Below are 24,742 nucleotides of genomic sequence, written 5' to 3'. Positions count from 1 at the left end.
GCAATGGTCTCGCTCACACCAAGGATCTGCGGAATCATTGCTGACCATATCATCCGCTTCTGACGCTGATCTGATTCCCACCACCCGAGCCCTCCGACATCCTGGGTTCTGGCCAGGCGCACGTTGGTCAACTCCAGTGTCTCTTTCATTGCCCGGATTTCAGCCCGTTCGGAATCGTCTCGAATGATGCCAATAGCGTAGTCATCACCTGCGATCTCAATCCGGCTTATCATGATGTCGATCGGGAAAATGCTGCCATCTTCGCGCAGCCCCCGGAATTCTGCCCCGGTTCCCATAGGCCGCGTCCTGGGTTGGCTGAAAAATCTTTCCACTTGTTCCTGATGTTCAGCCTTTGAAGGATAGGGAATCAGCTGGTTCAGGGGTTTTCCCTCAAGCTTTGCCACAGTGGTGTTGAACATTTCCGCTGCCGGCAAGTTGGCAACGACAATATTCTGTTCCCTTGAGACCAGCAATGCCGCATCCGGAATCAGGTTAATCATCCAGCTGATGTCGTCAAACTTCATTTTCCATACTTTCCAGTAGGTGACTGGTTCACTAACCTGTTGCATGTCTCTATTTTATACAGTTTATTTTTTACCATCCAGGTGATGTTTGCAAGGTCTGGCTCAGCGCACTCCTGACTCACTCCCCGGCTTTATGACGCCCGGTCTGCGCCGGAATCGTCGCCCCGGACGACCCGCTCCGACCTGGCTTTGCGATAGCGTTTCACTTCGATCCAGCCATGGGTCGCCAATGCCGAAAAGACAATCACGCCGCCAATCAGGCTCAGGGTTGGTGGCACCTCATCCAGAAACAACCACACCAGGAAAGATCCCAGCACGGTTTCCAGCAACAGCATCAGGCTGACTTCGGCCGCCGGAATATAACGGGGACCGATCTGGATCAGAATGCAGGCCGCGGGCAGGAACACCAGGCAGAGCAGGGCAATGAAAAACCCGTCCCGCGCCGACAGGGTCTGGGCGCCCCCCATGGCGGCCGCCACCAGGGCGAGTGCCAGAGCCCCGAACATCAGCATCACGCTCATGTCACAGTCGGGCCTGGAGCGGGCCACATTGAGATTGGAGGCAAGGGCGGTGGCGGCCACACCCGCCATCACCAGTCCCAGGGGATCGCCTTTGCCCCATTCACCGATTGCCATCAGGGTGGCACCGGTCACACACACCAGAATAACAACCCAGGTTCTCCAGGGCAGGGTTTCCTTCCAGACCAGCCACGCTATCAGGGCGGCGATGACCGGCGCGGTGTTGAGAATAACCAGGACATTGCCGGCCGCAGTATTTTTCATGCCCACCACAAACCCCAGTGTGCTTACCGCGAAAGCACCGGCGCAGAATATTCCCTTCCAGCCGCAGCGCCTGATTTCGGTGTTCAGCCGGTCCCGGTATCTGAGCCAGCTGATTGCCAGAAAACTGATCGCCAGCAGCAATCCACGCCAGAACAGGAATACCACCGGCTCTACCGCGGTGATCTTGACCAGCAGTGCATCCGGCACGATAAACAGAACGCCCAGGGCGGCAATGGTCAGGCCCTTGACCCGTGTCGTCTGCAAGTCGCTAGTCTCCGGCCTTGTCGGACGCGATGCAGGCCCGTTCCAGCCGTGCGATACAGTCACTGAAAAGGCGGCTGATGCGGGTCTGGTCGCGAATCATTGCCAGTCGCGGCCAGGTAGCCTGCTCACCAAGCCGGATAAACATGTCCAGGTCCTTGCGGCTGGGATTGGCAAGCACCTTGCGATACAGCGACGGCCGGAACGGAAAGTGCACATTGATATCCCCCAGGTAGGTTTGCGTTGTCATGGCATGAGCCTGTTCCATCAAGGGCCGCAACAGGGTTGATGACCAGCTGTTCCGGGTCACTTGCAGCGCACTGGCCACCTGGGCATGCAGTATTGAAGTCGCGGCCTGTTTTGCCGTTGCGCCCCGGCCACGCTCGTGGTGATGGCTGATAAACGGCAGCACATGGGGATTGGCCTGGCTGACAATGGTGCGGTTGACATTATGCAGCCGCGCCATGCGCATCAGCGGCAGGTCGCCATGCACGCTGCCGTCCATCCAGCGTTCCGTGGGCATGTAGGGTTTACACCCGTCTGGCCCCTGGTCGCTGTCGCGGGCCTGCAGCGTTACCGGCGGATAGATGCCAGGCACGGCACAGGAAGCCAGGATCGCCGAGTCGACAAGAACCTCGGGCGAGGTCAGGTTGTTAAGCAGTCTGGGCTTCTGGCGGGTTCTGGTGGGCGATACCGAGATATTCAGGGTTCGCCCGCTGTGCTCCGCCGCCTCGTGGAAACTGGTGCTGCTCATGTTGGCCTGAATCAGCTTGAGTAACTGGGTCTGGTCCATGGCGTGACCTCTTCGCCAGATACGGTCGGGCCGCAGCCAGCGAAACGCTTTCAGGTAGATCTCGCCGGGCTCATTGAAAAAATGTTCAAGTTCCTGGCTGTTACGGGTACAGATGGCGCCGGCCACTACCGCACCCATGCTGGAACCGGCAATGACATCCGGTAACAGGCGGTGTCGCCAGAGTGCGCGAGTAACACCAATATGATAGATCCCGAAAGCCGCGCCACCGCTGAGCATCAGTGCCGGGCGACCATAAACCCTTTCGGCATCCCGGAACATGCGGAGCTTTTGCTGCTCGGTCACCCCCGGCATCTCGTGGTCACAGATGAAATTCATGGCACTTTCCACTTCGTCCAGAAATTCAGTGACCAGGTATTTGGTGCCGGTCCAGGCGACGGCATAGAGATCCGGATTGGCGATTTCGCCCAGATGCCGGTAGAGGCTTTCCTGCAGCACGCGGGCGAGGGCGCGGGTGTCACCGTTTTCCCTGCAACGCGCCATGGCATCGATATGCTGGCGAATCAGTGCTTCGTGAAGAAGCTCGCAGCCACCCTGTTCCCGCCAGGCCAGATTGTCCTCCAGGTCATCGAGTTGAGTGGCGATGGTATGCCAATGCTCATAAGAGGTAGCGGCAGCCAGTTGTTTTTCCAGGGCGAGGCGTTGTTTCTTGAGTTCTTTCATGGGGTACAGGGTACATCAGGAAGCGGCGCAGGTCGCCTTGTGTCCCGTCTGGTTGATTCGTTGACCTACTGCGAATCAACCAGACGGGACACTGCGACAGTCCGAAGGGTCCAGGGAAAGACGGTCGCCTGCCTCGAAACCGTGATTATCAAAATAGCCCAGATTCATTTCCAGAGCGAGATAATAAGGAACCCCGGCCGCATAGGTGGGGCAGTCCTTTGCCTGCTCAGCCGGGCAGGGCGTCATCTGGCGTATGTTAAGGATGACTCCGTCGCGGTCGAGATAGGCAATGTCCAGCGGAATCAGGGTCTGATACATCCAGAAGCTGTGGTCCGCGCGGCGCTGGTCGCGGTACACAAACAGCATGCCGGCGTCCGGCGCCAACCATGCCCTTTGCATCAGTCCGCGACTGCGTTGTGCCGGGGTCCTGGCAATTTCAATCCGTATTGGCGTGGCCTGCTCCGCGGCTACCAGGCAGGCCTGCTGTACGGGCAACGACCCGGGGTCCGGTCGGGCCAACAGGCACCCGGAGAACAGCAGGCCCAGAATGGGGGCCAGGAGCCTGATGCTGGAGACCGAACTCCTGATGCTGATCATGAGCGGAGCCGATAACCGGTTCTGAAGATCCACCAGACGGTGACCATGCAGGCTGTCAGGAAAAGCAGGATCATGCCGACACTGATGCCTACATGCACGTCCGAGACTCCATAAAACGCCCAGCGAAAACCGCTGATCAGATAGACCACGGGGTTCAGCAGGCTGATCTTTTGCCAGACTTCCGGAAGCATGTCGATGGAATAGAAAGTGCCGCCGAGAAAAACCAGTGGCGTCACAATCATCAGCGGGACTATCTGGAGCTTCTCGAACCCGTCGGCCCAGATCCCGATAATAAAGCCGAACAGGCTGAAGGTGATGGCGGTCAGCGCCAGAAAAACGAACATCCAGAACGGATGCAGCACATCGTAATTTACGAACAGTTTGGCGGTGATCAGTATGATGATCCCCAGAATCATGGACTTTGTGGCGGCAGCGCCGACATACCCCAGCACCACTTCCAGATAGGAAACCGGCGCCGAAAGCACTTCATAAATGGTGCCCGAGAATTTTGGCATATAGATGCCAAAGGAGGCGTTGGAAATGCTCTGCATCAGCAGCGAGAGCATGACCAGGCCGGGAATGATGTAGGCGCCATAACTGATGCCGTCGATATCGCCCATGCGGCTGCCGATGGCGGATCCGAACACCACGAAATAAAGGCAGGTTGAAATCACCGGCGACGCCACCGATTGCATCAGCGTACGACGCATACGGGCCATCTCGAATTTATAGATTGCACCTACACCATGAAGGTTCATTTGGGTAAGGCTCCTGAGTGCTTTGAGGTTATTCATGTACCAGATTTACGAAAATGTCTTCCAGCGAACTTTCACTGGTGTGCAGATCCCGGTATTCGATGCCGATGTCTCCCAGCATCCGCAGCAGTCTCGCAACACCGGCCTTTTCGTCCTGGGAGTCGAAGGCGTAGATCAGTTCGTAGCCATCTCCGGACAGGGAGACCGGATCAAGTGCCAGCTCACCGGGAATCTGTTCAAGTGGTTCCTGCAGCTGCAGCCTGAGCTCTTTTTTGCCCAGCTTGCTCATCAGCCGGTTTTTTTCCTCCACCAGAATGATCTCGCCATCGCGAATAACGCCGATGCGGTCCGCCATTTCCTCGGCTTCTTCGATGTAGTGGGTGGTCAGGATGATAGTGACACCACTCTCTCGCAGCTTGCGGACCATGTTCCACATGTCCCGCCGAAGCTCCACGTCCACACCGGCTGTGGGTTCGTCCAGAAACAGGATCTGCGGTTCGTGGGACAGTGCCTTGGCAATCATCACCCGGCGTTTCATCCCGCCGGACAGGGACATGATCCGGTTATCACGTTTATCCCAAAGCGAAAGATCACGGAGAACCTTTTCGATATGGCCTGGGGACGGGGGCTTGCCAAACAGGCCCCGGCTGAAGCTGACAGTGCCCCAGACTGTTTCGAACGAGTCGGTGCTCAGTTCCTGAGGCACCAGGCCGATGCTTTGCCGGGCCTGGCGGTAGTCGCGAACGATGTCATGACCCGCCGCTCTTACTTCACCCGACGACAGATTGACAATACCGCAGATGATGCTGATAAGGGTGGTTTTGCCTGCGCCGTTGGGACCGAGCAGGGCGAAGATCTCACCGCTTTCGATCTCCAGGTTTATGTCTTTAAGGGCCTGAAAGCCGTCACCGTAGGTTTTATTGAGGTGTTTTACGGAAATATCCGGATGCACTGGGTTGTCCTGTGGCTGGAAATAAAAAGCGCGCTATTTTCTCATGCCGCCCGTTCATATAGGAAGCTTTGCAGTTGGTGATAACGGCAGCTGGCACTCGGAAAAACCGGACACTAGCAGGTCGGCATTGTCTGGAGCGCCAGTTTCCGGCGTATATAGCGACCCAGTATGTCCACGCCTATATTCAGCAGCGCCGTTATGATGATCAGCACCATGGCGCGGTCGAACTGGATATTCTGTATCGCACTGTCGACATAGAAACCCAGCGTGTAGATGCCGAGAATGCCCAGAATGGCGGTTTCCCGCATGATGATTTCCCAGCGATAGAACAGAAAAGCCAGAAACGACCGGTACACCCTGGGTACCAGTTCATAGGTGTAGCGGTTTATGCCTGTGGCAGCGTCCGGCCGTAACCGGATAGTACTGGTCTGGCGCCCGATCAGGTGGCCGATAATGCCACCGTTGTGCAACGCCAGGGCAACGATGGCGGGTAACATCGACGGCCCCCAGAGCTGGAGCAGTATGTAAGCCAGGATGTATTCAGGCGTGGAACGGGCGATCACCAGAAACACATGGCCGCCGGTACGGCGAACGGGGCCACCAAAGTGGGTTGAGATCAGCGGAAAGGCCAGCAGCGCGATAATACCGGTGGCAACGAGCGCAATCTGCGTTAACACGACGGTGTTCCAGATACCCGGCAAGGCTTCGGTAACCATCACATCATTCAGCCATGGCAGCAGGCCGGAAATACCTTCACCGTTTCTGATGGGTGAAGGCACTATGTCCTCGCTGAAGAATCGCGCAACGTTGCCCCAGACGATGGGCAGCCCGTCGCCCAGAAAAAACGGCGCGCCCACAATGTACACCGGCAATAGTCTGGGTTTGACCCAGAGCGGCATGGTGGCAATGAGCACATAAAACAGGATGAGCATGGCGCCCGCTTCGGAATAGTGGCCCTGGGAAAATGCAGACTCGAGGTAAAAGCCCAGGGTCGGCAGGCCGACAAATCCGAGAATCGCACTGGAGCGCAAACCGCACTCCAGGCGATAGGCTGTATAGGTTCTCAACTGGACCCAGCAGTCGGGGATACGGGTATACAGAAACGCGGAAACGACCCCGGTCCCGGGCGGCAACAGGCGACCCGGCGTCGGATCCGTTTCGTCGAGAATTTCGGAATAGACCTTGGCAAAGATCCCGGAGTAGGGGATGGCAATCGCCAATACGCCGGTCAGCGGATGAAAGCCGAAAAACTGCAGGAAGATCAGCGCCCAGAACAGCTCGTGAATCGCCCGGATAAAGGCACAGAAGGTTCTGACAACGACATTGCGGTAAACCAGTGACAGCAGGAAACCGCAGATACTGCCCAGAGCCACGCCGACAAAAGCAAAGGCAACGGTACGTAGCAGGGCAGTAGCAACGCCTTCGGAACTGAAGAAATCCGGTGTAACCACGCCCAGAAAGAAGCGACCCAGGTCTTTCCACGGATTTGCCGCGGTAATCGCAATATCAGCAAAAGCCAGGCCTGCAATAGCAATGGCAAGAAAGATAAAGCTGGTTCGGACCGTGGGAGATGAAAACATGATCAGTGTCAGTACAGAGGGGTAATATCAGCGGGATTCAATCGCTTACTGGGTTCATCCAGGGCAATCTGACCATCCTGTATGCCGATAATCCGGGTGCAGTACTGCAGCGCCAGCTCCACGTCGTGAAGGGCGATAACACTGGTATTGAAGCGATCTCTCAGCAGCTTCATGATCAGATGGGCCATGGGGCCATCCAGCGCCGAGACCGGCTCGTCTGCCAGTAGCAGCGGAGACTGTCTGAATACTGCCCGGGCAATTGCCACCCGCTGGCGCTGACCGCCAGAAAGCGAGGCGGTGGGAACCCAGATTTTCTCCGGCATGGAGAGTTCTTTGAGCAGGCCCCGCACCGATGATGCATCCCGTCTGAACGGGCGGATGAGTGTCAGGGTGTTGTACCAGGTGGAATGGGCATCAAGCTGGCCCATGAACACATTGTGGAACACCGGCAGGGCACTGACCAGGCCAAGATCCTGTGGCACCAGCGATGAGTCACGGCCGACCTGTTGATGAATCAGGCTGATCAGAGTCGATTTGCCCGCACCACTGCGACCCACAAGGCCGACACGATCACCTTCTTCCACGTTCATGGAGAGCGGGCCAATGACCCGCTCTCCACCGAACGAGGCCGAAAGGCCCGTCAGATCAAACCCTGACATCAATCAATGATTCCGATCTGCTTTCCAACCACTTCTATGGGCTTGTAAGCATCGTTAGAGACGGGAATGAACCCGGAGCGTGGGAAGCTTTCCAGTAATTCTTTGTCTTCCATCGACAGTAATGCCTGCTGGACACGATCCATAAAGCCTTCACCGAACCGCTCATTGACATCACCACGGATGGTCCACTGGTAGTTGGGGTAGCTGGGTGTCGTCCAGATCACTTTGACGGCATCGGTATCAACGTTGCCGTTCTCAAGCTCCTTGTTCCACACCGAGAAGTTGATGGCACCGGTTTCATAGGTTCCTGATTCCACCAGACGCAGGGTGCGCGTGTGGTTACCACTGAAACCAACGCGGGAAAAAACCTCTTCCGGAGCTTCATTGAAGGCTTCACGGATATAGTACTCCGGGATCAGACGTCCGGAGGTGGAACCCTTCGAGCCAAAGGTGAAGGTTTTGCCCCTGAGTTCCTCGGGCAGCTCCTCGCTTTCCTCTAGACCCGTGCTGCTGTGGGCAATGATATGGGAGTAGAAGGCTTTGTCCTCAACACCCTGGGCAATGGCCTGAGAGCCGGGGACCAGAGAGCGGGCCTGGACTCCGGACAGACCACCAAACCAGGCAAGCTGGACCTGGTTGTTACGGAAAGCGGAAATTGCGGCGGCGTAGGATTTGACCGGGATATAACGGACCTCTACATCCAGTTTCTCTTCCAGGTAGTCGGCAATGCCACGGAAACGCTCTACCAGTTTGGTTTCATCCTCATCGGGAATTGCAGTGAATACGAGTGTCTGCGCGGAAACAGCTGCCGCAGAGGCAAATACCAGTACGCCAGCGGTGACCAGTTTCCGAATCAGCTTCAGGGCCATGTTAATGTCCTTTTAATCAGCGATGAATTGTTAGAAATGTGTTTGACTCAAGCATCGGATGCCGTAAACAAAGGCCGCAACAGCATACCGTGATTTACCATCATCAGAAACATCTATACGATCTGATCATTCAAACAGCTCAGGTTCTGTAACAATGGACATTGTTATCATCACACCGGCGCCGGCGGGGTCGAGAGCCGGCAACCGGGCAACGGCCGAGCGCTGGGCAAGGCTGCTGGAACGGGAAGGTCACCGGATACACCTTGTTACCGAATTCCGCGATGAGCCCTGTGACCTTGTCATTGCACTGCATGCCTGGCGCAGCCACCAGGCTGTGGCAAGCTTTCAGGACCAACATCCGCAAATCCCGGTCATCGTCGCGCTTACCGGGACTGACATCTATGATCATCAGTACCGCTTTCCCCGGGAAACCCTGGATTCCATGACACGGGCGGATTGTCTGATCGGACTTCATCAGCGGGTAAAACTCGATATCCCGTCGAAATTCTGTGAAAAACTGGCCACGGTACTGCAATCGGCTGACCAGCCGGGTCGGTCGGACGATCACAACCCGGACGACCATTTTCTGGTCTGCGTTATCGGTCATCTGCGGGACGAGAAAGATTCACTGCGGGCGGCACTGGCCTCGCGCCTGCTGCCGGATGACTCCATCATAAAAGTAGTCAACGCCGGCAAGGCTCACTCTCCCGAGTGGGAGATCAGAGCCCTGGAAGAACAGTCGGCCAATCCACGGTTTGAATGGCTTGGCGAGGTCGATAAACCGGACATTCAGGCACTGATGCGGCGTTCCCGGTTAATGGTCATCAGTTCCGTCATGGAAGGTGGCGCCAACGTGGTTTCCGAAGCCTGCCGGGCCGGCCTGCCTGTGATTGCATCGGATATTTCCGGCAATATCGGGCTGCTCGGCGATGACTACCCGGGCTATTTCAGAACGGGGGATGAGCAGGACCTGGCGCGCCTGCTCGCGAAGGCCGAAAAATCATCCGGGTTTCTGGCAGAACTGACTCAGCGAGTCAGCTACCTGGCCGCCGATTTCACCCCCGAGAACGAACAGGCTTCACTGGCGGCGGCGATTGAAAAGGCAAGGGCACAGAGAGCAAAAATCAATCAGTCAGGGTAATTGGCTCGATGGGCCCGTTTTCGTCCTGAGCAAGAATCCGGCCGATGACTGCGGTATGGGGATAGCCCAGAGCCTTCAGCTCCGCAACGCAGGCCTCGGCCTGATCCGCAGGTACGCTGGCCAGCAGACCACCGGCGGTCTGGGGATCAAAAATCAGCGGGTAGCGCGGGTGCTTCACCCACTTTTCCTGCTCCCGGATACCCCGCCGCAACCGGATATTGGCGGGCTGAAGTGAGCTCAGAATACCGGCGGCTGCGGTTTCCGCGGCTCCCGGCAGGATGGGTATGGCACCCAGGCTCAGCTCGGCATCAACGCCCGAGGGCCGGGTCATTTCCACCAGGTGGCCCAGCAGACCGAAACCGGTAACGTCGGTACAGGCTTTGGAGCCGTATCGGTTGAGACATTCTGCGGCGCTTTTGTTGGACTGGATCATCGACGCCAGCGCACTGTCGATCCACCGTCCTTTGGCTTCAAGCTTTGCGTGTGCTGCGAACAGGGTTCCGGTACCGATGGGCTTGGTCAGAATCAGCGCGTCACCGGCCCGCAGGCCGCCCTTGCTCATCACTTCCTCAGGATCAATCAGACCGTTTACCGCAAAGCCCAGCGCCAGTTCCTTGCCTTCACCGGTATGGCCGCCGACCAGGGCGCAGCCTGCCTCGTTAAGCACTTCAACAGCGCCGGTCATCATCTGGAACACCACATCCTCCACTTTTGACTCGATGCCGTATGGCACAGTAGCAACCGCGGTGGCGCTCTGAGCCTCGGCGCCCATGGCGAACACATCACCCAGGGCATGATTTGCCGCGACCTTGCCAAAAATATAGGGGTCATCAATGAACGCCCGGAAGAAATCGACGGTGTGCACCACAGCCTTGCCAGGCGGAACCTGCAAGACCGCTGCATCATCCGGCGCATGCAGGCCGATAATGATGTCATCACGTTCAATCGGACGGAGTTCGCCCAGGGCACGGGATAACACGGTGCTGCCGACTTTTGCGCCACACCCGCCACAGCGCATGGCCACCGCAGAAATCGCCTGGGAGGCCTCTTCCGGGTTCTGGGCCGCGCCGGTGTCGGGCAGGGCGGCCGACTCCTCCATCCGGGGCAGATCATTGAATTTCGCCATAAAGCGGTGATCGACCCAGTTTTTCCAGCGCCAGACCCAGGCTCCGGAAAAAGACCGGTCGCCACGGGAGGCGATGGCGTATTTGTCGCCGGTGCTGATCAGGGCGAGCCATTTTTTCTGGGGCGTGAAAGGTCTCGCGGACTTGCCCAGAGCAAGATTCTTCAGATTATCGGCCAGCGGCGGCCCCTGGCGAACCGCAAACACACCGGCTTTTTCCCGGGGATGATTGATAACGTCGGCAATATCACCCGCCGCGAATATGGAATCATCGGTTTCGGTCTGCAGAGTGTCCCGAACCCGGATAAAGCCGCCTTCATCCAGCGCAAGACCTGTATTCTGCAGCCAGGCAGGGCCGCCAGCACGGGTGACCCAGAGCACGTGATCCGCCTCAACAACTGTGCCGTTGTCGGTGTGCAGCGTGTTTTCATCGACCTGCGATACCGCAGAGCCAAGATGAAGTTTTACGCTACGCTCTCTCAGGGTTGCCTTGAACAGCGAACGCACATTGGCATTGTGAGTCGGAAGAATCTCGGGCTGGGCGTCAAACAGGTGAAACTGAAGCTGGGCCGGGTCATGGCCGCGTTTTTTCAGCTCATTACGCAGCCGGTACTGCATTGCCAGGGTAAGCTCGACACCCCCGGCGCCGGCGCCAACGACGGCAACGCTTAATGGCCCGTCATGGTTTTCAAGCTCGGAAAGCAACGACAGCCAGCGCTGATTGAAACCGTTGATCGGCTTGACCGGCACGGCGTGCTCGCTTGCCCCCGGAACATCACCGACTCGCGGCGACGAACCGATATTGATCGACAGCAGATCGTAGGGTACGTCCGGGCGCGAACGGCAAAGCACCTTCCGGGAATCGCGGTTTATGCCGACGGCCTCGTCGCGATAGAAGCGGGCACCGGCAAATTCAGCAAGGCGGCTCAGATCAATATGAACCTCATCATAGCTGTAGTGCCCGGCCACGTAGCCGGGCAACATGCCGGAATAAGGTGTGTGAGTGTCACGACAGATAAGAGTGAGGCGAACACCCGGCACGGGATTCATGGCAAAGCGCTTGAGAACCCCAACGTGACTGTGTCCACCGCCGATCAGGACGATGTCCCGTAATACAGGCTGATCAGTTTGTTGCATTAAAGAACTTTCTTAGCCTCCGCCCTGAAGGTACTGAATCCCTTGACATTGCTGAAAGCCGCTAATTTTTCTTCATCCGCTGCAGACGGATTGGCGATCTGGGAAATATCGGTGATGCCGGCGTCCTTCATTTTTCTTGCAGTTGCCGGACCGATGCCTTTCACCCGGGTAAGGTCACCGGTATCGGCTGCTTTCGCTGCGGCGCTGGCGGAGGCAGATGCAGACTTTTTGGCCGCTGCCGCCGGTTTTTTCGCTGCGGTTTTTTTGGTTTCAGATTTTTTCGCAGATGCCTTTTTGGTGGCTGGCTTCTTGGCCGTCGCTTTTTTCTTTTTGGTGGCACCAGACTTGTCGTTGGCAATACCCAGGCGATCCATTACATTGCCCTGGAGTTCATGGAACTCGTCCATACGACGATCAAACTCCTCACTGAAGCGCTTCACTTCGCGACTCCTGAGTTCGTCGATTTCCTTCAGCAACTTCTTGACCGGCTCCTGAATCTGGGACTGCACCCCGTCCAGCTGTTTCAGTGCATTGTTGATCAGCTTTTCGATCCGGTTTGAGGTTTTTTCGAATTCTTTATTGACCCGTTCAACAACTTTATCAGTATCTGGCTTGCTGGTTTTCTTGCCCATCACAATAGCTCCTGATCATGCGGTTTGGCGTAACTGATTAAAATTCAGGCCGTTTGACGACTACTGGACGACGGCCCTGTGGTACGTCTGGACCTGAGAGACTGTTTCTTCCGGAGAACATGCCTTATGCGTCGCAACTTCTCTGAGAAAACAGCCTTATCCCCAGCATTAAATTGAGAAAAATCAACTGAATAAAAGAAGTTGCTACAGTGCTTTCTACGTTCAGTGACAAGCCCGGTTATGCCGTCGGCCCGAATGTCGTCGAACGGCATCTCCATTACCAGGTCGAGGACAATGCTGTCCCCCGGTTCGAACAGCTTGTCGGTCTTCATCACACAACCGAAATCATCCAACTCGAACAGAGCTGCCTGCACACGCTCGCGGCGGCGGAACAGACCCCGTTTTACATTGAACTGTGCGAACAGATCGGGCAATGCCTCATTCGTCATCAACATAGACTTGATCTACAGACCCCAGGTTTCTGGTTAAACAATAGCCATACTGATCAGGTTTGGCAATTTATTCAGCATTATACGAACAGGGCTCGTAAAGATTTTCAAGTTACTCCCGGTTATTTTGGCAAACTCTCCGTATTTATTTCGTAGATGTCGGTACGACGGTCTTTCATATTGGTGACAGAACCTTCGTTACGGACCAGTTTCAGCTTCTCAAGGTCCATATCCGAGAACATGATCATTTCGGTGTTTGGCGTGGTCTCGGCCATCACTGCATCGTGGGGGAAGGCAAAGTCCGACGGTGAAAATACCGATGACTGGGCGTACTGGACATCCAGGTTTTCGACTTTGGGCAGGTTACCAACGCTGCCGGTAATGACGACGTAACATTCGTTTTCGATCGCTCTTGCCTGGGCACAGTGCCGGACTCGCAGATAACCGTTTTTGGTATCTGTCCAGAACGGAACCATGATGATATCCACTTCGTTGAGGGCCGCGAGGCGTCCCAGCTCCGGAAACTCGATGTCGTAGCAGATCATGATGGCAACCCGGCCGGCATCGGTGTCGAAAACATCGAACCTGTCGCCACCTTCGATGACCCAGTCACGACGCTCGTGAGGGGTTATATGGACCTTGCGCTGCTCATCAACCCGGCCATCCCGGTGGCACAGATAGGACACGTTATAGACCCGGTCATTTTCCAGCAATGGCATGGAACCGGTAATAATATTGATGTTGTAGCTGACCGCCATTTCCGACATTTCGTTGCGGAACTGCTCGGTAAATCCGGCCAGAAAACGGACAGCCCGGGTCTGATCAACCTGATCTGTCAGGCCCATCAGCGGCGCGTTGAAGAATTCCGGGAAAAGCGCAAAGTCGCTCTTGTAGTCTGAAAGCGCATCCACGAAATATTCCACCTGTTCCAGCACTTCCTCAACCGAAGTGAATTCCCGCATCTGCCACTGCACGGCACCCAGCCGGACCTGAGTCTTTTTGGCATCGAGCAGCGAGGAGGGCGGCGTGTAAAGGATGTTCCGCCATTCCAGCAGGGTCGCATAACCGTGTGATTTCTCATCCTCGGGCAGGTACTTGTGCATCAGGCGGGTAACCTGAAAATCATTGGATAGCTGGAACGTCAGTATCGGATCGTAAATGTCCTTGCGGTCCACCCGCTGAATGTATTCTTCCGGAGAATACTGGTCCACGTACTTGAAATAGCCCGGAATACGTCCACCGGCCAGAATGGCTCGCAGGTTCATGGAACGGCACAGTTCCTTGCGCGCTTCGTAAAGCCGGCGCCCGAGCCGATAACCCCGGTATTCCGGGTCGACCAGTACGTCCAGACCATAAAGCGAGTCACCTTTGGCGTTATGCCGGATTTTCTCGTTACGGAACAGCAGGTCGTCATAGGTATGCGGGTTGCTGAAGGTGTCGTATTGCACACAGACGGTGAGCGCCACGGCGACGAGTTCGCCGGATTCCTCAATACAGATCTGACCATCGGGGAACTGTTCTACCAGCGCCCGGATTGTTTCAACTGGCCATGCACCTCCGATATCATCGTAAATTCTGTCCATCAAAACCTGCAGCTGACCATAGTCGTCAACTTCGAGGTTCCGAAGATTAAGGTGCAGTTCTTCGTGGGCCATATACGCAGCTCCTGTCCTGTGGGGTGGTCATCGTTGCAACCACAACCAGCATCATGATTGATCCATATCAATATTTTATCAGAACGGGTGAAAGACTTCGCATCAGGACGATGCCAATTTTGTTATTTCGGTAAGCAATGTAATGTGAACTGGTTGATTTCAGATCACAATCAGCGTGGCAACCTGGCCCGGCGGTCAATTATGGCCCGGTGCCGCAATGGCAATGAATGGAGAATGGCGGAATGACCTGGGTAGATAATATCATTGGCGCAACCGGCCAGTGGGTTTCCGGCTCGGACCCTGACGCGAGCCTTGGCTCACCTTTACAATGGCTGCGCAGAACCAGTGGCTATGTGGCCATAAACCGGATGATCGGGCTTGCGATTCCGTTTGCGCCGCGCAATGGCTTCAGGGTCATTGAATTGCGCCCGGGGTTTGTTAAAGCCAGTATCCCGCTGAAAGGCAATAAAAACCATTTTGGCAGCCTGTACGCCGGTGCTTTTTTTCTGGTGGCGGAAATCCCCGGGGGCGTGCTTACAATCCTTGATGTGGGTCCGGCCTACACTCCCATACTCAAGGAGATGACACTGCAGTTTCTGCAGCCTGCCAACTCCGATGTGGTGGTCGAGTTTGCCCTGGACCCTCAGGCCGTCGATGCCATTAAAGCCGAAGCAGATGAGACGGGCAGGGCGGCGTTCGAACTTCAGGGACTGATGTACGATAAGGACGGCAACCATGTGGCGACGTCCATCGGACATTACCGGGTTCGCAAGAAAGGTTTTAATGCAGCCAGGAACTGATCTCCGTATCTTTCCAGCTTGGCGGCGCCCACGCCGGTGATGTCGGCCATTTCTGCCAGCGACTCGGGCTGCTTCTGAAGAATTTCGAAAAGCGTGGCGTCGTGAAAAATCACATAGGGTGGAACGCCCTTGGCTTCTGACAGCGCTTTGCGGCAGGCCCGTAGCGCCTCCCAGGCTTCCTTGTCCACCACCTCATCGACAAATCTGCGACCCTGAACAGCGCCACGGGTGCCCGGGGATTTGCCCGGCTTCGGCACCGGATCCTTGCGCAGGTCAATGGCCACTTCGCCTTTTAACAGGGGCCGGCAGTCCTCGGTAAGCTGCAGGGCACCATAACCGTCCGGGTCGGCCCGCAAGTAGCCGTTGGCCACCAGTTGCCGGAAAACCGATTTCCATTCGTTGGCGGACAGCTCCTGGCCAATACCCCAGGTCGAAACTGTGTGATGGCCAAACTGTAGAATGCGTTCGTTCCGGGAACCCCGCAGTACATCAATCAGGTAGCTGACACCGAAGCGCTGACCGGTGCGGAACACGCAGGACAGGGCTTTCTGCACCGCTACCTTGCCATCCCAGGTCTCCGGCGGATTCAGGCAGGTGTCGCAGTTGCCGCAGGGGTTGTCCAGGGTATCGCCAAAATAACGCAGAAGCACCTGACGGCGGCAGCGGGTAACTTCACACAGTCCCAGCATGGCATCCAGTTTCTGCCGTTCTACCCGCTTGAAATGTTCGTTGCCCTGCGAGGCCTCCAGCATCTGTCGCAGCTTGATCACATCCTGCAGGCCATAGACCATCCAGGCAGTTGAAGGATTGCCATCACGCCCGGCGCGCCCGGTTTCCTGATAGTAGGCCTCCAGACTTTTGGGCAGATCCAGATGGGCCACAAAACGCACATCCGGCTTGTCGATACCCATGCCAAAGGCGATGGTGGCGACGATGATTACACCGTCCTCCCGCAGGAATCGCTCCTGGTGACGGGAGCGTGTCTTGCCGTCAAGTCCGGCGTGGTAGGGAAGGGCGTTGTAACCCTGGTTCTGGAGGAGCTTTGCGGTTGCGTCCACCTTATTTCTGGACAGACAGTAGACAATGCCGCAGTCACCGTTATGTTCGGTGCCAATAAAGTTCAGTAACTGTTTGTTGGCATTGGTTTTCGGGGCAATGCGGTAGTGGATGTTGGGGCGGTCGAAGCTGCTGATGAAATGACGGGCTTGGGTCAGCGACAGGCGCTCTGCAATTTCCTTGCGGGTGCGCTCGTCTGCGGTTGCCGTAAGCGCTATTCGCGGTATGGCCGGAAATTCAGTGGCAAGGCGGCTGAGCTCCAGATAGTCGGAACGGAAATCGTGCCCCCACTGCGACACACAGTGGGCCTCGTCAATGGCAAACAGGGACAGCGACGCCGCTTTGAGGAGGTTCATTGTGCGTGACTGGATCAGCCGCTCGGGCGCGCAGTACAGCAGGTCAAGCTCCCCGGTCATGAGGGCATTTTCGGTTTCCTGGGCCTGATGAAAGTCCATGGTGGAGTTGAGTAATGCGGCCCTGACCCCCAGTTCCCGCAGCGCTGCCACCTGATCATGCATCAGGGCTATAAGTGGCGATACCACGATTGCAGTGCCGGCCCGTACCAGTGCCGGCACCTGATAGCACAGCGACTTGCCGCCGCCGGTGGGCATCAGAACCAGGGCATCGCCACCATTCACTACTTCACGGATAATATCACCCTGCAGAGGGCGGAAAGACTCATACCCGAAAACACGGTGCAGGACCTCTTCCGGGTTCTGGCCGGAAGTTTCAGGGCGAACGGTGCTGAGTTGTTCAAAAGTCATAGTTTGGCAACAGGTTTTTCCGGGCGCATGGGGAGCAGCATTCAGCAAGGGCAATATAGTACCAGATCCGATAGCTTCAGAATCAGCTACTGTGCAATCAACGTTTTGAATCCCCGAAGACAGATGGGTGGTTTGGCGGCTACAATGCTGGTTTTTCTGCAATCAACAGACAGGACTTTCATGCAGGAATTTGACGCAATCCGTCCATACAGCGATAAGGAAACCCGGACAGCGATCAATAATCTGGTCAGGGATCCCGAGTTTCTCGATATGGTTGGCCGGTTCAAGGTACCGGCTCTGGCGCGCTGGGTTCCGGCGCTTCTTCGTGGCTGGGTCAGGCGCTGGCTGCTTCGCCGGTTCGGAAGCGTCGACACCATAAATGACCTGCAGGTCCAGCTCTCAAGCTATGTCGGGGAACTGATCGGGAATACCACCAGCCGGGTAACCCAGAGTGGCCTTGAAAACCTCAACAAGACAAGCGCCTACCTGTTCATCTCCAACCACCGGGACATTGTATTTGATCCGATGGTGGTCAATTACCTGCTGTTCCATAACGGGTTCAGTACCACCCGCATTGCCATCGGCGACAATCTTCTGTCCAACCGGGTATTCGCCGAGATGATGCGGCTGAACAAAAGCTTCGTGGTGCGGCGTAACATGACCAGCCCCCGGGAAATGCGGGACGCCTACCTGACCCTGTCCGGTTTTATCAGCCACAGTATCGACCACAACGACAGCATCTGGATTGCCCAGCGGGAAGGGCGGGCGAAAAATGGACTGGACCATACCGACCCGGCCATCATCAAGATGTTCTACATGGGGCTCAAGAAAACCGGCCTGAGTTTTGCCGAGGCAATGAACCGGCTGCACATCGTTCCGGTGTCTATCGCCTACGAGTACGATCCCTGCGACCGTGACAAGGCGCGGGAACTGGAAACCCGTGCACGCACCGGTAACTACGCCAAAACCAAGGATGAAGACACCGAGTCCATCATGAAAGGACTGACCGGCCATAAAGGCCATGTGCATGTACATTTTGGCCGGCCCATTGCCGATGCCCCGGACACCCCGAAAGAGCTTGCCGCCAGAATTGACCATGAAATGCACGCCAATTATCACCTGCATGCGTCAAATCTGGTGGCCTATCAACAAAGATCTGACCGTTCCGGCGTCGATGCAACAGAGGCATCTGTCAGCGACTCGGTGGTTACCGCCGAAACCTGGTCGGCGGCTGATATGGAAGCAACCAGAGCGGAAATGGAGCGGCGTCTGAGTGACTGCAGTCCCGCTGCCCAGCCCTACCTGCTGGACATGTACGCCAACCCTGTTGTGTCTGCGCTTGCGGCCAATCAGAACGAGCCGACATCCAGTGAACCATCCTCCTGAGAACCGAGGTATCCGTGCAAGACCTGAAAACCATTGAAATAGAGACCAACCCGAACCCCACGGCATCTGTTATCTGGCTTCATGGCCTTGGGGCAAGCGGCCATGATTTCGAGCCGGTTGTTCCGGAACTGGGCCTGCCGGCCAATGCAGCAGTGCGTTTTATTTTCCCCCACGCCCCCAACCTGCCAGTGACCATCAATGGCGGCATGCGCATGCCGGCCTGGTATGACATCAAGGCCATGGACCTCGACCGCATTGTCGACACAGAGCAGTTAATGGCGTCTTCGGATGCGGTTGCGCGGCTGGTGGACCAGGAAATTGCACGTGGCGTGAACAGCGAGAAAATAGTGATCGCAGGATTTTCCCAGGGTGGGGCGGTCGCCTACGAGCTGGCGCTGAGCTACCCGAAACGCCTGGCCGGATTAATCGCACTTTCGAGCTATTTTGCCACGGCGGCAACGGTAAGGCTGTCAGAGGCCAACCGGGACATTCCGGTCAATGTCTATCACGGCACCCGTGACCCCATGGTGCCGGAATCGCTGGGGCGCGTGAGCGTGGCAAAGCTCAAGGAAATGGGGCTCAACCCGGCCTACCAGACGTTCCCGATGGAGCACAGTGTCTGCCTGGAAGAGATTGTGGATATCGGAAAATTCCTGAAGCAGCACCTGCTGGTCTAGTGTCCCGAGCGACAAGCAGTAGGTCAACGAATTAACCAGACGGGACGCTTAGCTACGCCAGAACGCGGGTGAGAGCACGATAACAACACTCAGAATTTCAAGCCGCCCCATCAGCATGCCCACCGACAGAATCCACTTGGCGGTTTCGGGCAGGGGCGCGAAGTTGCCCGCGGGGCCGACAATCTCCCCCAGTCCCGGGCCTACGTTCGTCAATACGGTCAGGGCACTGGAAAGACTGGTGATGAAGTCCAGCTGTAATGCCGCCATGGCTGTCGTGATCAGCACCAGGCAGAGCAGGAATATGAAGGTGTAGGCAATCATTGAGGCAATGATCTCATCGCTCACTGCCCGGCGGTTGTAATTCCGGGTGAAAACGGCGCGAGGGTGTAAAAGCCGCATAAGCTGCTCCCGCAGCACGATCAGCGATAACTGGAAGCGGAAAATCTTCATCCCGCCTGCGGTTGAGCCCGAGCAGCCCCCGACAAACATCAGGAAGAAAAACACCACAAACGCCAGTGGGCCCCAGGCAGAATAATCTTCAGAGGCATAGCCGGTGGTCGTCACCACCGAGGTCACATTGAACAGCGTATTCACGTAGCCGTCGACCGGGTCCATATCACCATTGGAAATGGACCAGCGATAGGCGGTCAGCAGAGCCGGCACCACCAGCAGAATGGTGATGAAAAGCCGTACCTGCTGGTCTCTGAACAGTACCCCGTGCTGGCCATACATTTCCCGGACAAACAGGAAGAAGGGCAGGCTGCCAAGCATCATGAAGAAGGTGGCTTCCAGCAGAATGAGATTGGAGTCAAATTTGGCCATTGACAGATCAGACGTCGAAAAACCGCCTGTGGCGATGCTGGTCAGACCGTGGTTAAACGCATCGAACAGAGTCATGCCGGACAGCGCGTAGACCGTAACGGCCACGATGGTAAAAACCAGGTAGACCAGAAGCAGGCCCCGGCTGAGGGTTTTCATGCGGGGCAGGGCCTTGTCAGTCCACTCTGAAGATTCGGTGGCAAAAAGCCGCATGCCACCGACCCGCAAAAACGGCAGCACGGCAACGAACATTCCGATAATGCCAATGCCCCCTATCCACTGCAGGATCGAGCGCCAGAGCAACAGGTCCCGGTCCATCCCGTCAAGCCCTGACAGAACCGTAGCGCCCGTGGTTGTGATGCCGGAGGTACTCTCGAACACCGCCTCTGCCAGCGTTATGTCCAGATCGCTCAGATAAAACGGCAGGCAGGACAGCAGGGCAATAATGAACCAGCTGGACACCGTGAGCACGAACATGAACCTGGGCTTGAGATCGCTGGCATGGCGACGGGTCAGAAGGATGCCAACGATGCCAATACCCAGGCAGATTGCCGCGGATTCAATAAAGGCCAAAGCATTGGGCACTTCAGAATAGGCTAGAAGATGTACAGGCAAGGTCATGAAAATACTGAGAAGTATAAACATGACGCTGACAATGAAGATGACGGGGCTCAGGTTTCTCAAAGGATGCTCAAGCCGACTGGTCGAAGAGAGGCGTCAGAATACATCCGGTCCATGGCTTTCGCAAGACAGCGACGGTGTGTCATATTCAGACCGTGGCGCAGAACTCACAACTGGCAGGAGAGGCCAATTTGAACCACCTGGCACATCTGTTTCTGTCCCCTGACAGCGAATTGCACCGCGTCGGCAGCCTGCTGGGAGATTTTGCCCGCGGACTCGATCCGGCCATATTACCCCCACCCGTATGCGAAGGCCTGCGCCATCACCGCGCAGTGGATGCTTTTACCGACCAGCACCCGGACGTAATAGCCAGCAAGCGCTTGTTCTCAACCCGAAGAAGGCGCTTTGCCGGCGTCGCTCTGGATATCCTCTACGATCATTACCTGCTCCGTCACTGGCAGCGTTTCAGCTCGGTACCGGTCGATGATTTCATTGATCAGGTCTATCGGGAACTGCAGGAAAACCGCCTGATAATGCCCCAGAAAATGCGGTTCGTCACCGACCGGATAGCCCGGCACGACTGGTTTCGCTCCTACCAGGATCTGGACAATATCGGTTTTGCCCTTGACCGCGTGGCCAGCCGAATCCGTTTCCGGCATTCATTCGAGGGCATTATTGAAGAAATAAAGACATATGATTCCGAGCTCGAAGCGCATTTCCTGGCTTTTTTCCCCGATCTTCGGGCTCACGCCAGAAAAGTCTTCTGATAGACCAATATAAATTTTTAGTCTATAATGAGACAAGCAGCCAGCGACTGTTCCGGATTCGGGGAAGCGAGAAGAGGAGGGCGGCAATGAACCGGGCACCGGCAATTCAGGGTCCTGAGCACAACAGCCTGTCGGCAGCTGGCCTGAAAACGGTGCTGACGATTCTTGACCACTGGGGTTGCAGCGCAGAACAGGTCCAGAAGATTCTTCAGGTGTCCCGACCAGCCTATTACAAATACCGCAAAACACCCGGGCAGGCGAGCCTGAGCCAGGACCAGCTTGAGCGTTTGAGTTATGTGCTCAACATCCACGGCAGCTTACGTACGCTGTTCGAGAATCCCAGGAATGTGTATGGATTTATGGCATTAAAAAACGACAACCCGTTTTTTAATGGCAAGAGTCCGCTGGAGATTATCAGCACCGGCCAGTTCGCAGCATTGTATGAAACCTTCAAGCATATTGATGCCCTGCGCGGCGGGCTCTGGTGAAAACCTCCCGGCCAGTCCTGCAAGCTCTGGAGCCAGTTAACGGCTTCCGCCTGGTGAACTCCAGATTTCCACCCATCAATCTGTTTGATGATGTAGCGGATGAGAGTGAGTTTGAACTGCTTTACCAGCTCCAGGCTTTGACCAACCCCAGAATCCAGACCGAGATTGGCAACCTGAGCCTGATCCGCCGGTCAGAAATTCCTTTTGGTATCCCCGGCTGCTCCTACGCGACCAGTCCGTTTACCCATGTAAACCCTCAAGGCAGCCGGTTCAGTGACGGCCAGTTCGGCATGCTGTACCTGGCCGACACCGTCAACACGGCAATCACGGAAGTAGGCTTTCATCAGCAACGTTACTGGTCCGGAGTCCATGGGCTGGATTACGACAGACTGGTATTCAGGGGGCTGAAGTTTAAAACAGGGGAGATTTCAGGGTGCGACGCTACTGAGCTGGACCCCGGTGATGCCATTTATGATCCGGAAAATTATGCGCCGGCCAGGGCTTTCGGCCACACCCTTTACAAAGCCGGGGCCGAGGGCCTGCGTTATCACTCTGTGCGCAACCCCGGTGCTACCTGTTGGGGCCTGTTCACTCCCCGGCCTGTAAAAAGTGTGGTTCAGACCAGCCACTTCGAATTTATCTGGAGTGGCCGGACCATCAGCGCAATTCACCGCGTCAGCCGGGTCTGATCAGCCTCGGTCGGACGGGTCAGACGTTTGCATTCGATATAACCAATGGCATCTTCCCGCAGTGGCAACCGCAATGCCCGGAGAATATCGTGACGCTGATATCCGATATCGCAGAGAATCTGATCCCGCTCTGTCAGTAATGGAATAAAGGCACTTCGAAATTTCCGCCTGCGGGCAATCTGCCTGGCGAGATTGCGGGGCGCATCAATCATGCCCGCGAATAGGGCCCTGCGGTGAAGATCCGATGTGTGTAGCTGTGTCGTTGTCACGGTTTTTCTCCCGCTGCTGCGCAGTACTTGAGGTGTTGCCATGACAATGGTGAGGGATCATTCAGGTTCAATCAAACGAAAAGAGTTGATAAACTGGTTAAGAAAAATTGAACAGGGCCAGGTCATGCAGCAACTACTCGACAACGATGTCCTCAAAAGCTTTGTGGCAATCGCGGAACACGGCAGTTTCACCCGCGCAGCCCGCCAGGTTCACCGAACGCCCTCTGCAATCAGCATGCAGATAAAGCGCCTTGAAGAAACGGTCGGGAAAACATTATTTGTCCGGGATTCAAAGCAGGTCAGGCTGACTGCCGATGGTGAAATATTGCTGAGTTATGGACGCCGACTTCTGAAACTTAATGAAGAGGCGATGCAACAGTTTCTGAGCCCGGCACTGGAAGGGCGGGTCGGTTTCGGCACATCAGACGATGTCGGGACCCGGATTCTGCCGCGCCTGCTGGCCCAATTCTCACGATCGTATCCTGCGGTTCAGGTTGACGTGGTTGTGGGCAGCAGCAGAACCAATTTCCAGAAAGTAAATTATGGCGATCTGGACATGGCTCTGGTTGTGGTTGGCAACGAAGGACAGCAAACCCGCGGAGAAATAGTGCATTCAGAGCCGCTGGTATGGGCGGGGCTGGAGGGCGGCATTGCCCTGCACCAGTCGCCATTACCGGTGGCGCTTGCGTATCAGGGCTGCGTCTGGCGTTGGATGGCAATGGAATCCCTGGACAAGGCCAACATACCTTACCGTGTAGCTTACACCTGCGAGCACTCCAGTGGGCAGGAGGCAGCCATGCTGGCCGATTTTGCCGTCGCGCCTTTTCCGTTGGGCCTTGTTCGGCCACCGTTGCGCAAACTGGGCGATGACCGGCTGCCGGAAATGGGGAATTACCAGATTGCTCTGGTAAGAGGTAAGGCCAATCCGATCAACGACGCGCTGGCGGCTTTCGTAAAAGAGGCCTTCGCCAACTTCAACGCCTGAAACCGGCCACATTTGAAATTATCCCGAACACCCGGGTCGTCTGATGGCAACCACGGGCATTCTGGCTGCTACAACCTGATCAGCTCCTGTTTTACTTTTGTGTCTGTTTAAACCAACCACTACAGCGGTTACTAGACATAGAAATCCAGGTCTTCCTGGGACTTGAGCAGGTCCCGCATCACGATAGGATCGTCACCAAAGAAGAACACGAGGCCCCAGTGGGTGCCGAAGGCTGAACGGTCAGGAACCGTTTCTTCTGTCGGCGCCACCAGCTCGTGAGACTCGAAGTAGGGATGCTCAACACACTCCGGCGGCATCTCCAGCTTGCTGACCACACGCCGGCGCGGATACACCCCGAAGCAGCCCGCGTAACCTTTCGCACCCTCGACTTCCTTGGGGAAGAACGCAGCCACTTCCTCTTTCGTGCTCTTGGGGTCGAAAACCAGCATGGAAGCCTGGTAAGCACTGAACCCGTAGGCTTTTTCGATCAGTTCGAAAGCCTTGAAGCCCGGTGGGCGATAAGCCACTTCACCAAAGTACATCTCGCCGTCTGCGGTGACGAAGTACTCGGGGTGAATCAGGCCGAACTTGATATCAAACGTCTTGATCAGCAGTTCAATCTGTTTGGTGATCGCATTGCGCCAGCTTTCAAGCTCTTTGGTAGCCGGCACAAACACCGAATAACCCAGAGTTACGTACTCGGAGATGTTGAGGAACTGGATCTTGCCATTGTGAATCCACGCTTCAACCGCGAATTCCCAGCCACTGAGATGGCTTTCCATCAGCAGCGGATATTCTTCGTCCGGGATGTGGTCGATTTCTTCCAGTGTG

24 protein-coding genes and 1 pseudogene are annotated in these 24,742 nt (G+C 56.1%); 8 read left to right on the top strand and 17 right to left on the bottom strand.

Going from position 1 to position 24,742, the window contains the following annotated elements; all coding sequences use genetic code 11:
* The 9 genes from VJ956_RS13740 to VJ956_RS13700 all read right to left on the bottom strand — a co-directional run.
* On the bottom strand, nt 1-524 hold a 524-nt coding region (locus VJ956_RS13740; RefSeq protein WP_324085608.1), incomplete at its 3' end, for a PAS domain S-box protein.
* Between the two features lie 131 nt (nt 525-655).
* Entirely contained in the window at nt 656-1,570 is a 915-nt protein-coding gene (locus tag VJ956_RS13735) for a DMT family transporter (protein WP_324085607.1), read from the bottom strand.
* Nucleotides 1,571-1,574: 4 nt separating this feature from the next.
* Nucleotides 1,575-3,041 carry a DUF3336 domain-containing protein gene (locus VJ956_RS13730; RefSeq protein WP_324085606.1) on the bottom strand — a complete coding sequence of 489 codons (1,467 nt, stop codon included), beginning with the start codon at nt 3,039-3,041 and terminating at the stop codon, nt 1,575-1,577.
* Nucleotides 3,042-3,116: 75 nt separating this feature from the next.
* Nucleotides 3,117-3,638 (bottom strand): DUF192 domain-containing protein, encoded by a 522-nt coding sequence (locus VJ956_RS13725; RefSeq protein ID WP_324085605.1) that lies wholly within the window; start codon nt 3,636-3,638, stop codon nt 3,117-3,119.
* Nucleotides 3,635-4,396 carry an ABC transporter permease gene (locus tag VJ956_RS13720; RefSeq protein WP_324085604.1) on the bottom strand — a complete coding sequence of 254 codons (762 nt, stop codon included), beginning with the start codon at nt 4,394-4,396 and terminating at the stop codon, nt 3,635-3,637. Before VJ956_RS13720 ends, VJ956_RS13725 begins: the two co-directional genes overlap by 4 nt.
* A gap of 28 nt (nt 4,397-4,424) precedes the next feature.
* A complete protein-coding gene (locus tag VJ956_RS13715) occupies nt 4,425-5,345 on the bottom strand; it encodes an ABC transporter ATP-binding protein (RefSeq protein WP_324085603.1) in 921 nt (306 codons plus the stop codon).
* A 113-nt stretch (nt 5,346-5,458) separates the two neighbouring features.
* Nucleotides 5,459-6,925 carry an ABC transporter permease gene (locus VJ956_RS13710; protein WP_324085602.1) on the bottom strand — a complete coding sequence of 489 codons (1,467 nt, stop codon included), beginning with the start codon at nt 6,923-6,925 and terminating at the stop codon, nt 5,459-5,461.
* Nucleotides 6,926-6,933: 8 nt separating this feature from the next.
* Nucleotides 6,934-7,584, bottom strand: a complete 651-nt coding sequence (locus VJ956_RS13705) for an ATP-binding cassette domain-containing protein (protein WP_324085601.1) — start codon at nt 7,582-7,584, stop codon at nt 6,934-6,936.
* Nucleotides 7,584-8,453, bottom strand: coding sequence for a putative selenate ABC transporter substrate-binding protein (locus VJ956_RS13700; RefSeq protein WP_324085600.1), 870 nt, complete (start codon nt 8,451-8,453; stop codon nt 7,584-7,586). The genes VJ956_RS13705 and VJ956_RS13700 overlap by 1 nt, the downstream gene beginning before the upstream one ends.
* Nucleotides 8,454-8,607: 154 nt before the next feature.
* Between VJ956_RS13700 and senB the strand changes: the two genes are divergently transcribed.
* Nucleotides 8,608-9,594 carry a selenoneine biosynthesis selenosugar synthase SenB gene (gene senB, locus VJ956_RS13695; RefSeq protein ID WP_324085599.1) on the top strand — a complete coding sequence of 329 codons (987 nt, stop codon included), beginning with the start codon at nt 8,608-8,610 and terminating at the stop codon, nt 9,592-9,594.
* Here the strand turns inward: senB and selD are convergent.
* The 4 genes from selD to VJ956_RS13675 all read right to left on the bottom strand — a co-directional run bounded on the left by selD (nt 9,578) and on the right by VJ956_RS13675 (nt 14,590).
* Complete coding sequence (gene selD, locus VJ956_RS13690; protein WP_324085598.1) at nt 9,578-11,854, bottom strand: selenide, water dikinase SelD; 2,277 nt, start codon at nt 11,852-11,854, stop codon at nt 9,578-9,580. The genes senB and selD overlap by 17 nt on opposite strands.
* A complete protein-coding gene (locus VJ956_RS13685; RefSeq protein WP_324085597.1) occupies nt 11,854-12,486 on the bottom strand; it encodes a helix-hairpin-helix domain-containing protein in 633 nt (210 codons plus the stop codon). Before VJ956_RS13685 ends, selD begins: the two co-directional genes overlap by 1 nt.
* Nucleotides 12,487-12,530: 44 nt before the next feature.
* Entirely contained in the window at nt 12,531-12,941 is a 411-nt protein-coding gene (locus VJ956_RS13680) for a hypothetical protein (protein ID WP_324085596.1), read from the bottom strand.
* A 116-nt stretch (nt 12,942-13,057) separates the two neighbouring features.
* Complete coding sequence (locus VJ956_RS13675) at nt 13,058-14,590, bottom strand: bifunctional GNAT family N-acetyltransferase/carbon-nitrogen hydrolase family protein (RefSeq protein WP_324085595.1); 1,533 nt, start codon at nt 14,588-14,590, stop codon at nt 13,058-13,060.
* Nucleotides 14,591-14,832: 242 nt separating this feature from the next.
* On the opposite strand from VJ956_RS13675, the gene VJ956_RS13670 reads away from it, so the two are divergent.
* Nucleotides 14,833-15,390: a PaaI family thioesterase gene (locus VJ956_RS13670; protein ID WP_324085594.1), complete on the top strand. Its 558-nt coding sequence runs from the start codon at nt 14,833-14,835 to the stop codon at nt 15,388-15,390.
* Here VJ956_RS13670 and recQ read toward each other — a convergent pair.
* On the bottom strand, nt 15,348-17,210 hold the full coding sequence (recQ, locus tag VJ956_RS13665; RefSeq protein WP_324085593.1) for a DNA helicase RecQ: 1,863 nt from the start codon (nt 17,208-17,210) through the stop codon (nt 15,348-15,350). The two genes, VJ956_RS13670 and recQ, sit on opposite strands and share 43 nt — an antisense overlap.
* Nucleotides 17,211-17,390: 180 nt before the next feature.
* On the opposite strand from recQ, the gene VJ956_RS13660 reads away from it, so the two are divergent.
* The gene (locus VJ956_RS13660) at nt 17,391-18,596 is read left to right on the top strand and encodes a lysophospholipid acyltransferase family protein (protein ID WP_324085592.1); all 1,206 of its coding nucleotides are present in this window, start codon (nt 17,391-17,393) and stop codon (nt 18,594-18,596) included.
* A gap of 14 nt (nt 18,597-18,610) precedes the next feature.
* Nucleotides 18,611-19,273: an alpha/beta hydrolase gene (locus VJ956_RS13655; RefSeq protein WP_324085591.1), complete on the top strand. Its 663-nt coding sequence runs from the start codon at nt 18,611-18,613 to the stop codon at nt 19,271-19,273.
* Between the two features lie 48 nt (nt 19,274-19,321).
* On the opposite strand, the gene VJ956_RS13650 is transcribed toward VJ956_RS13655, so the two are convergent.
* Nucleotides 19,322-20,737, bottom strand: a complete 1,416-nt coding sequence (locus VJ956_RS13650) for a TrkH family potassium uptake protein (RefSeq protein WP_324085609.1) — start codon at nt 20,735-20,737, stop codon at nt 19,322-19,324.
* 167 nt (nt 20,738-20,904) lie between these two features.
* Here VJ956_RS13650 and VJ956_RS13645 point away from each other — a divergent pair, with 167 nt between their 5' ends.
* From VJ956_RS13645 to VJ956_RS13635, 3 genes are all read left to right on the top strand, one after another.
* A complete protein-coding gene (locus tag VJ956_RS13645; RefSeq protein WP_324085590.1) occupies nt 20,905-21,480 on the top strand; it encodes an ACP phosphodiesterase in 576 nt (191 codons plus the stop codon).
* Between the two features lie 86 nt (nt 21,481-21,566).
* On the top strand, nt 21,567-21,968 hold the full coding sequence (locus VJ956_RS13640) for an MbcA/ParS/Xre antitoxin family protein (RefSeq protein WP_324085589.1): 402 nt from the start codon (nt 21,567-21,569) through the stop codon (nt 21,966-21,968).
* Nucleotides 21,962-22,657: an RES family NAD+ phosphorylase gene (locus VJ956_RS13635; RefSeq protein ID WP_414674446.1), complete on the top strand. Its 696-nt coding sequence runs from the start codon at nt 21,962-21,964 to the stop codon at nt 22,655-22,657. Before VJ956_RS13640 ends, VJ956_RS13635 begins: the two co-directional genes overlap by 7 nt.
* Here VJ956_RS13635 and VJ956_RS13630 read toward each other — a convergent pair.
* On the bottom strand, nt 22,636-22,926 hold the full coding sequence (locus VJ956_RS13630) for a hypothetical protein (RefSeq protein ID WP_324085587.1): 291 nt from the start codon (nt 22,924-22,926) through the stop codon (nt 22,636-22,638). The two genes, VJ956_RS13635 and VJ956_RS13630, sit on opposite strands and share 22 nt — an antisense overlap.
* A gap of 124 nt (nt 22,927-23,050) precedes the next feature.
* Here VJ956_RS13630 and VJ956_RS13625 point away from each other — a divergent pair, with 124 nt between their 5' ends.
* Nucleotides 23,051-23,911, top strand: a complete 861-nt coding sequence (locus VJ956_RS13625; protein ID WP_324085586.1) for a LysR family transcriptional regulator — start codon at nt 23,051-23,053, stop codon at nt 23,909-23,911.
* Nucleotides 23,912-24,042: 131 nt separating this feature from the next.
* Here VJ956_RS13625 and VJ956_RS13620 read toward each other — a convergent pair.
* A pseudogene (locus tag VJ956_RS13620) lies at nt 24,043-24,742 on the bottom strand (carboxylate--amine ligase); the annotation flags it as partial.

This window comes from Marinobacter sp. (assembly GCF_035268745.1).
GTDB lineage: Bacteria > Pseudomonadota > Gammaproteobacteria > Pseudomonadales > Oleiphilaceae > Marinobacter.
Note: the sequence above shows the minus strand (reverse complement) of the source record. Positions and strands in the feature narration are given on the sequence as shown.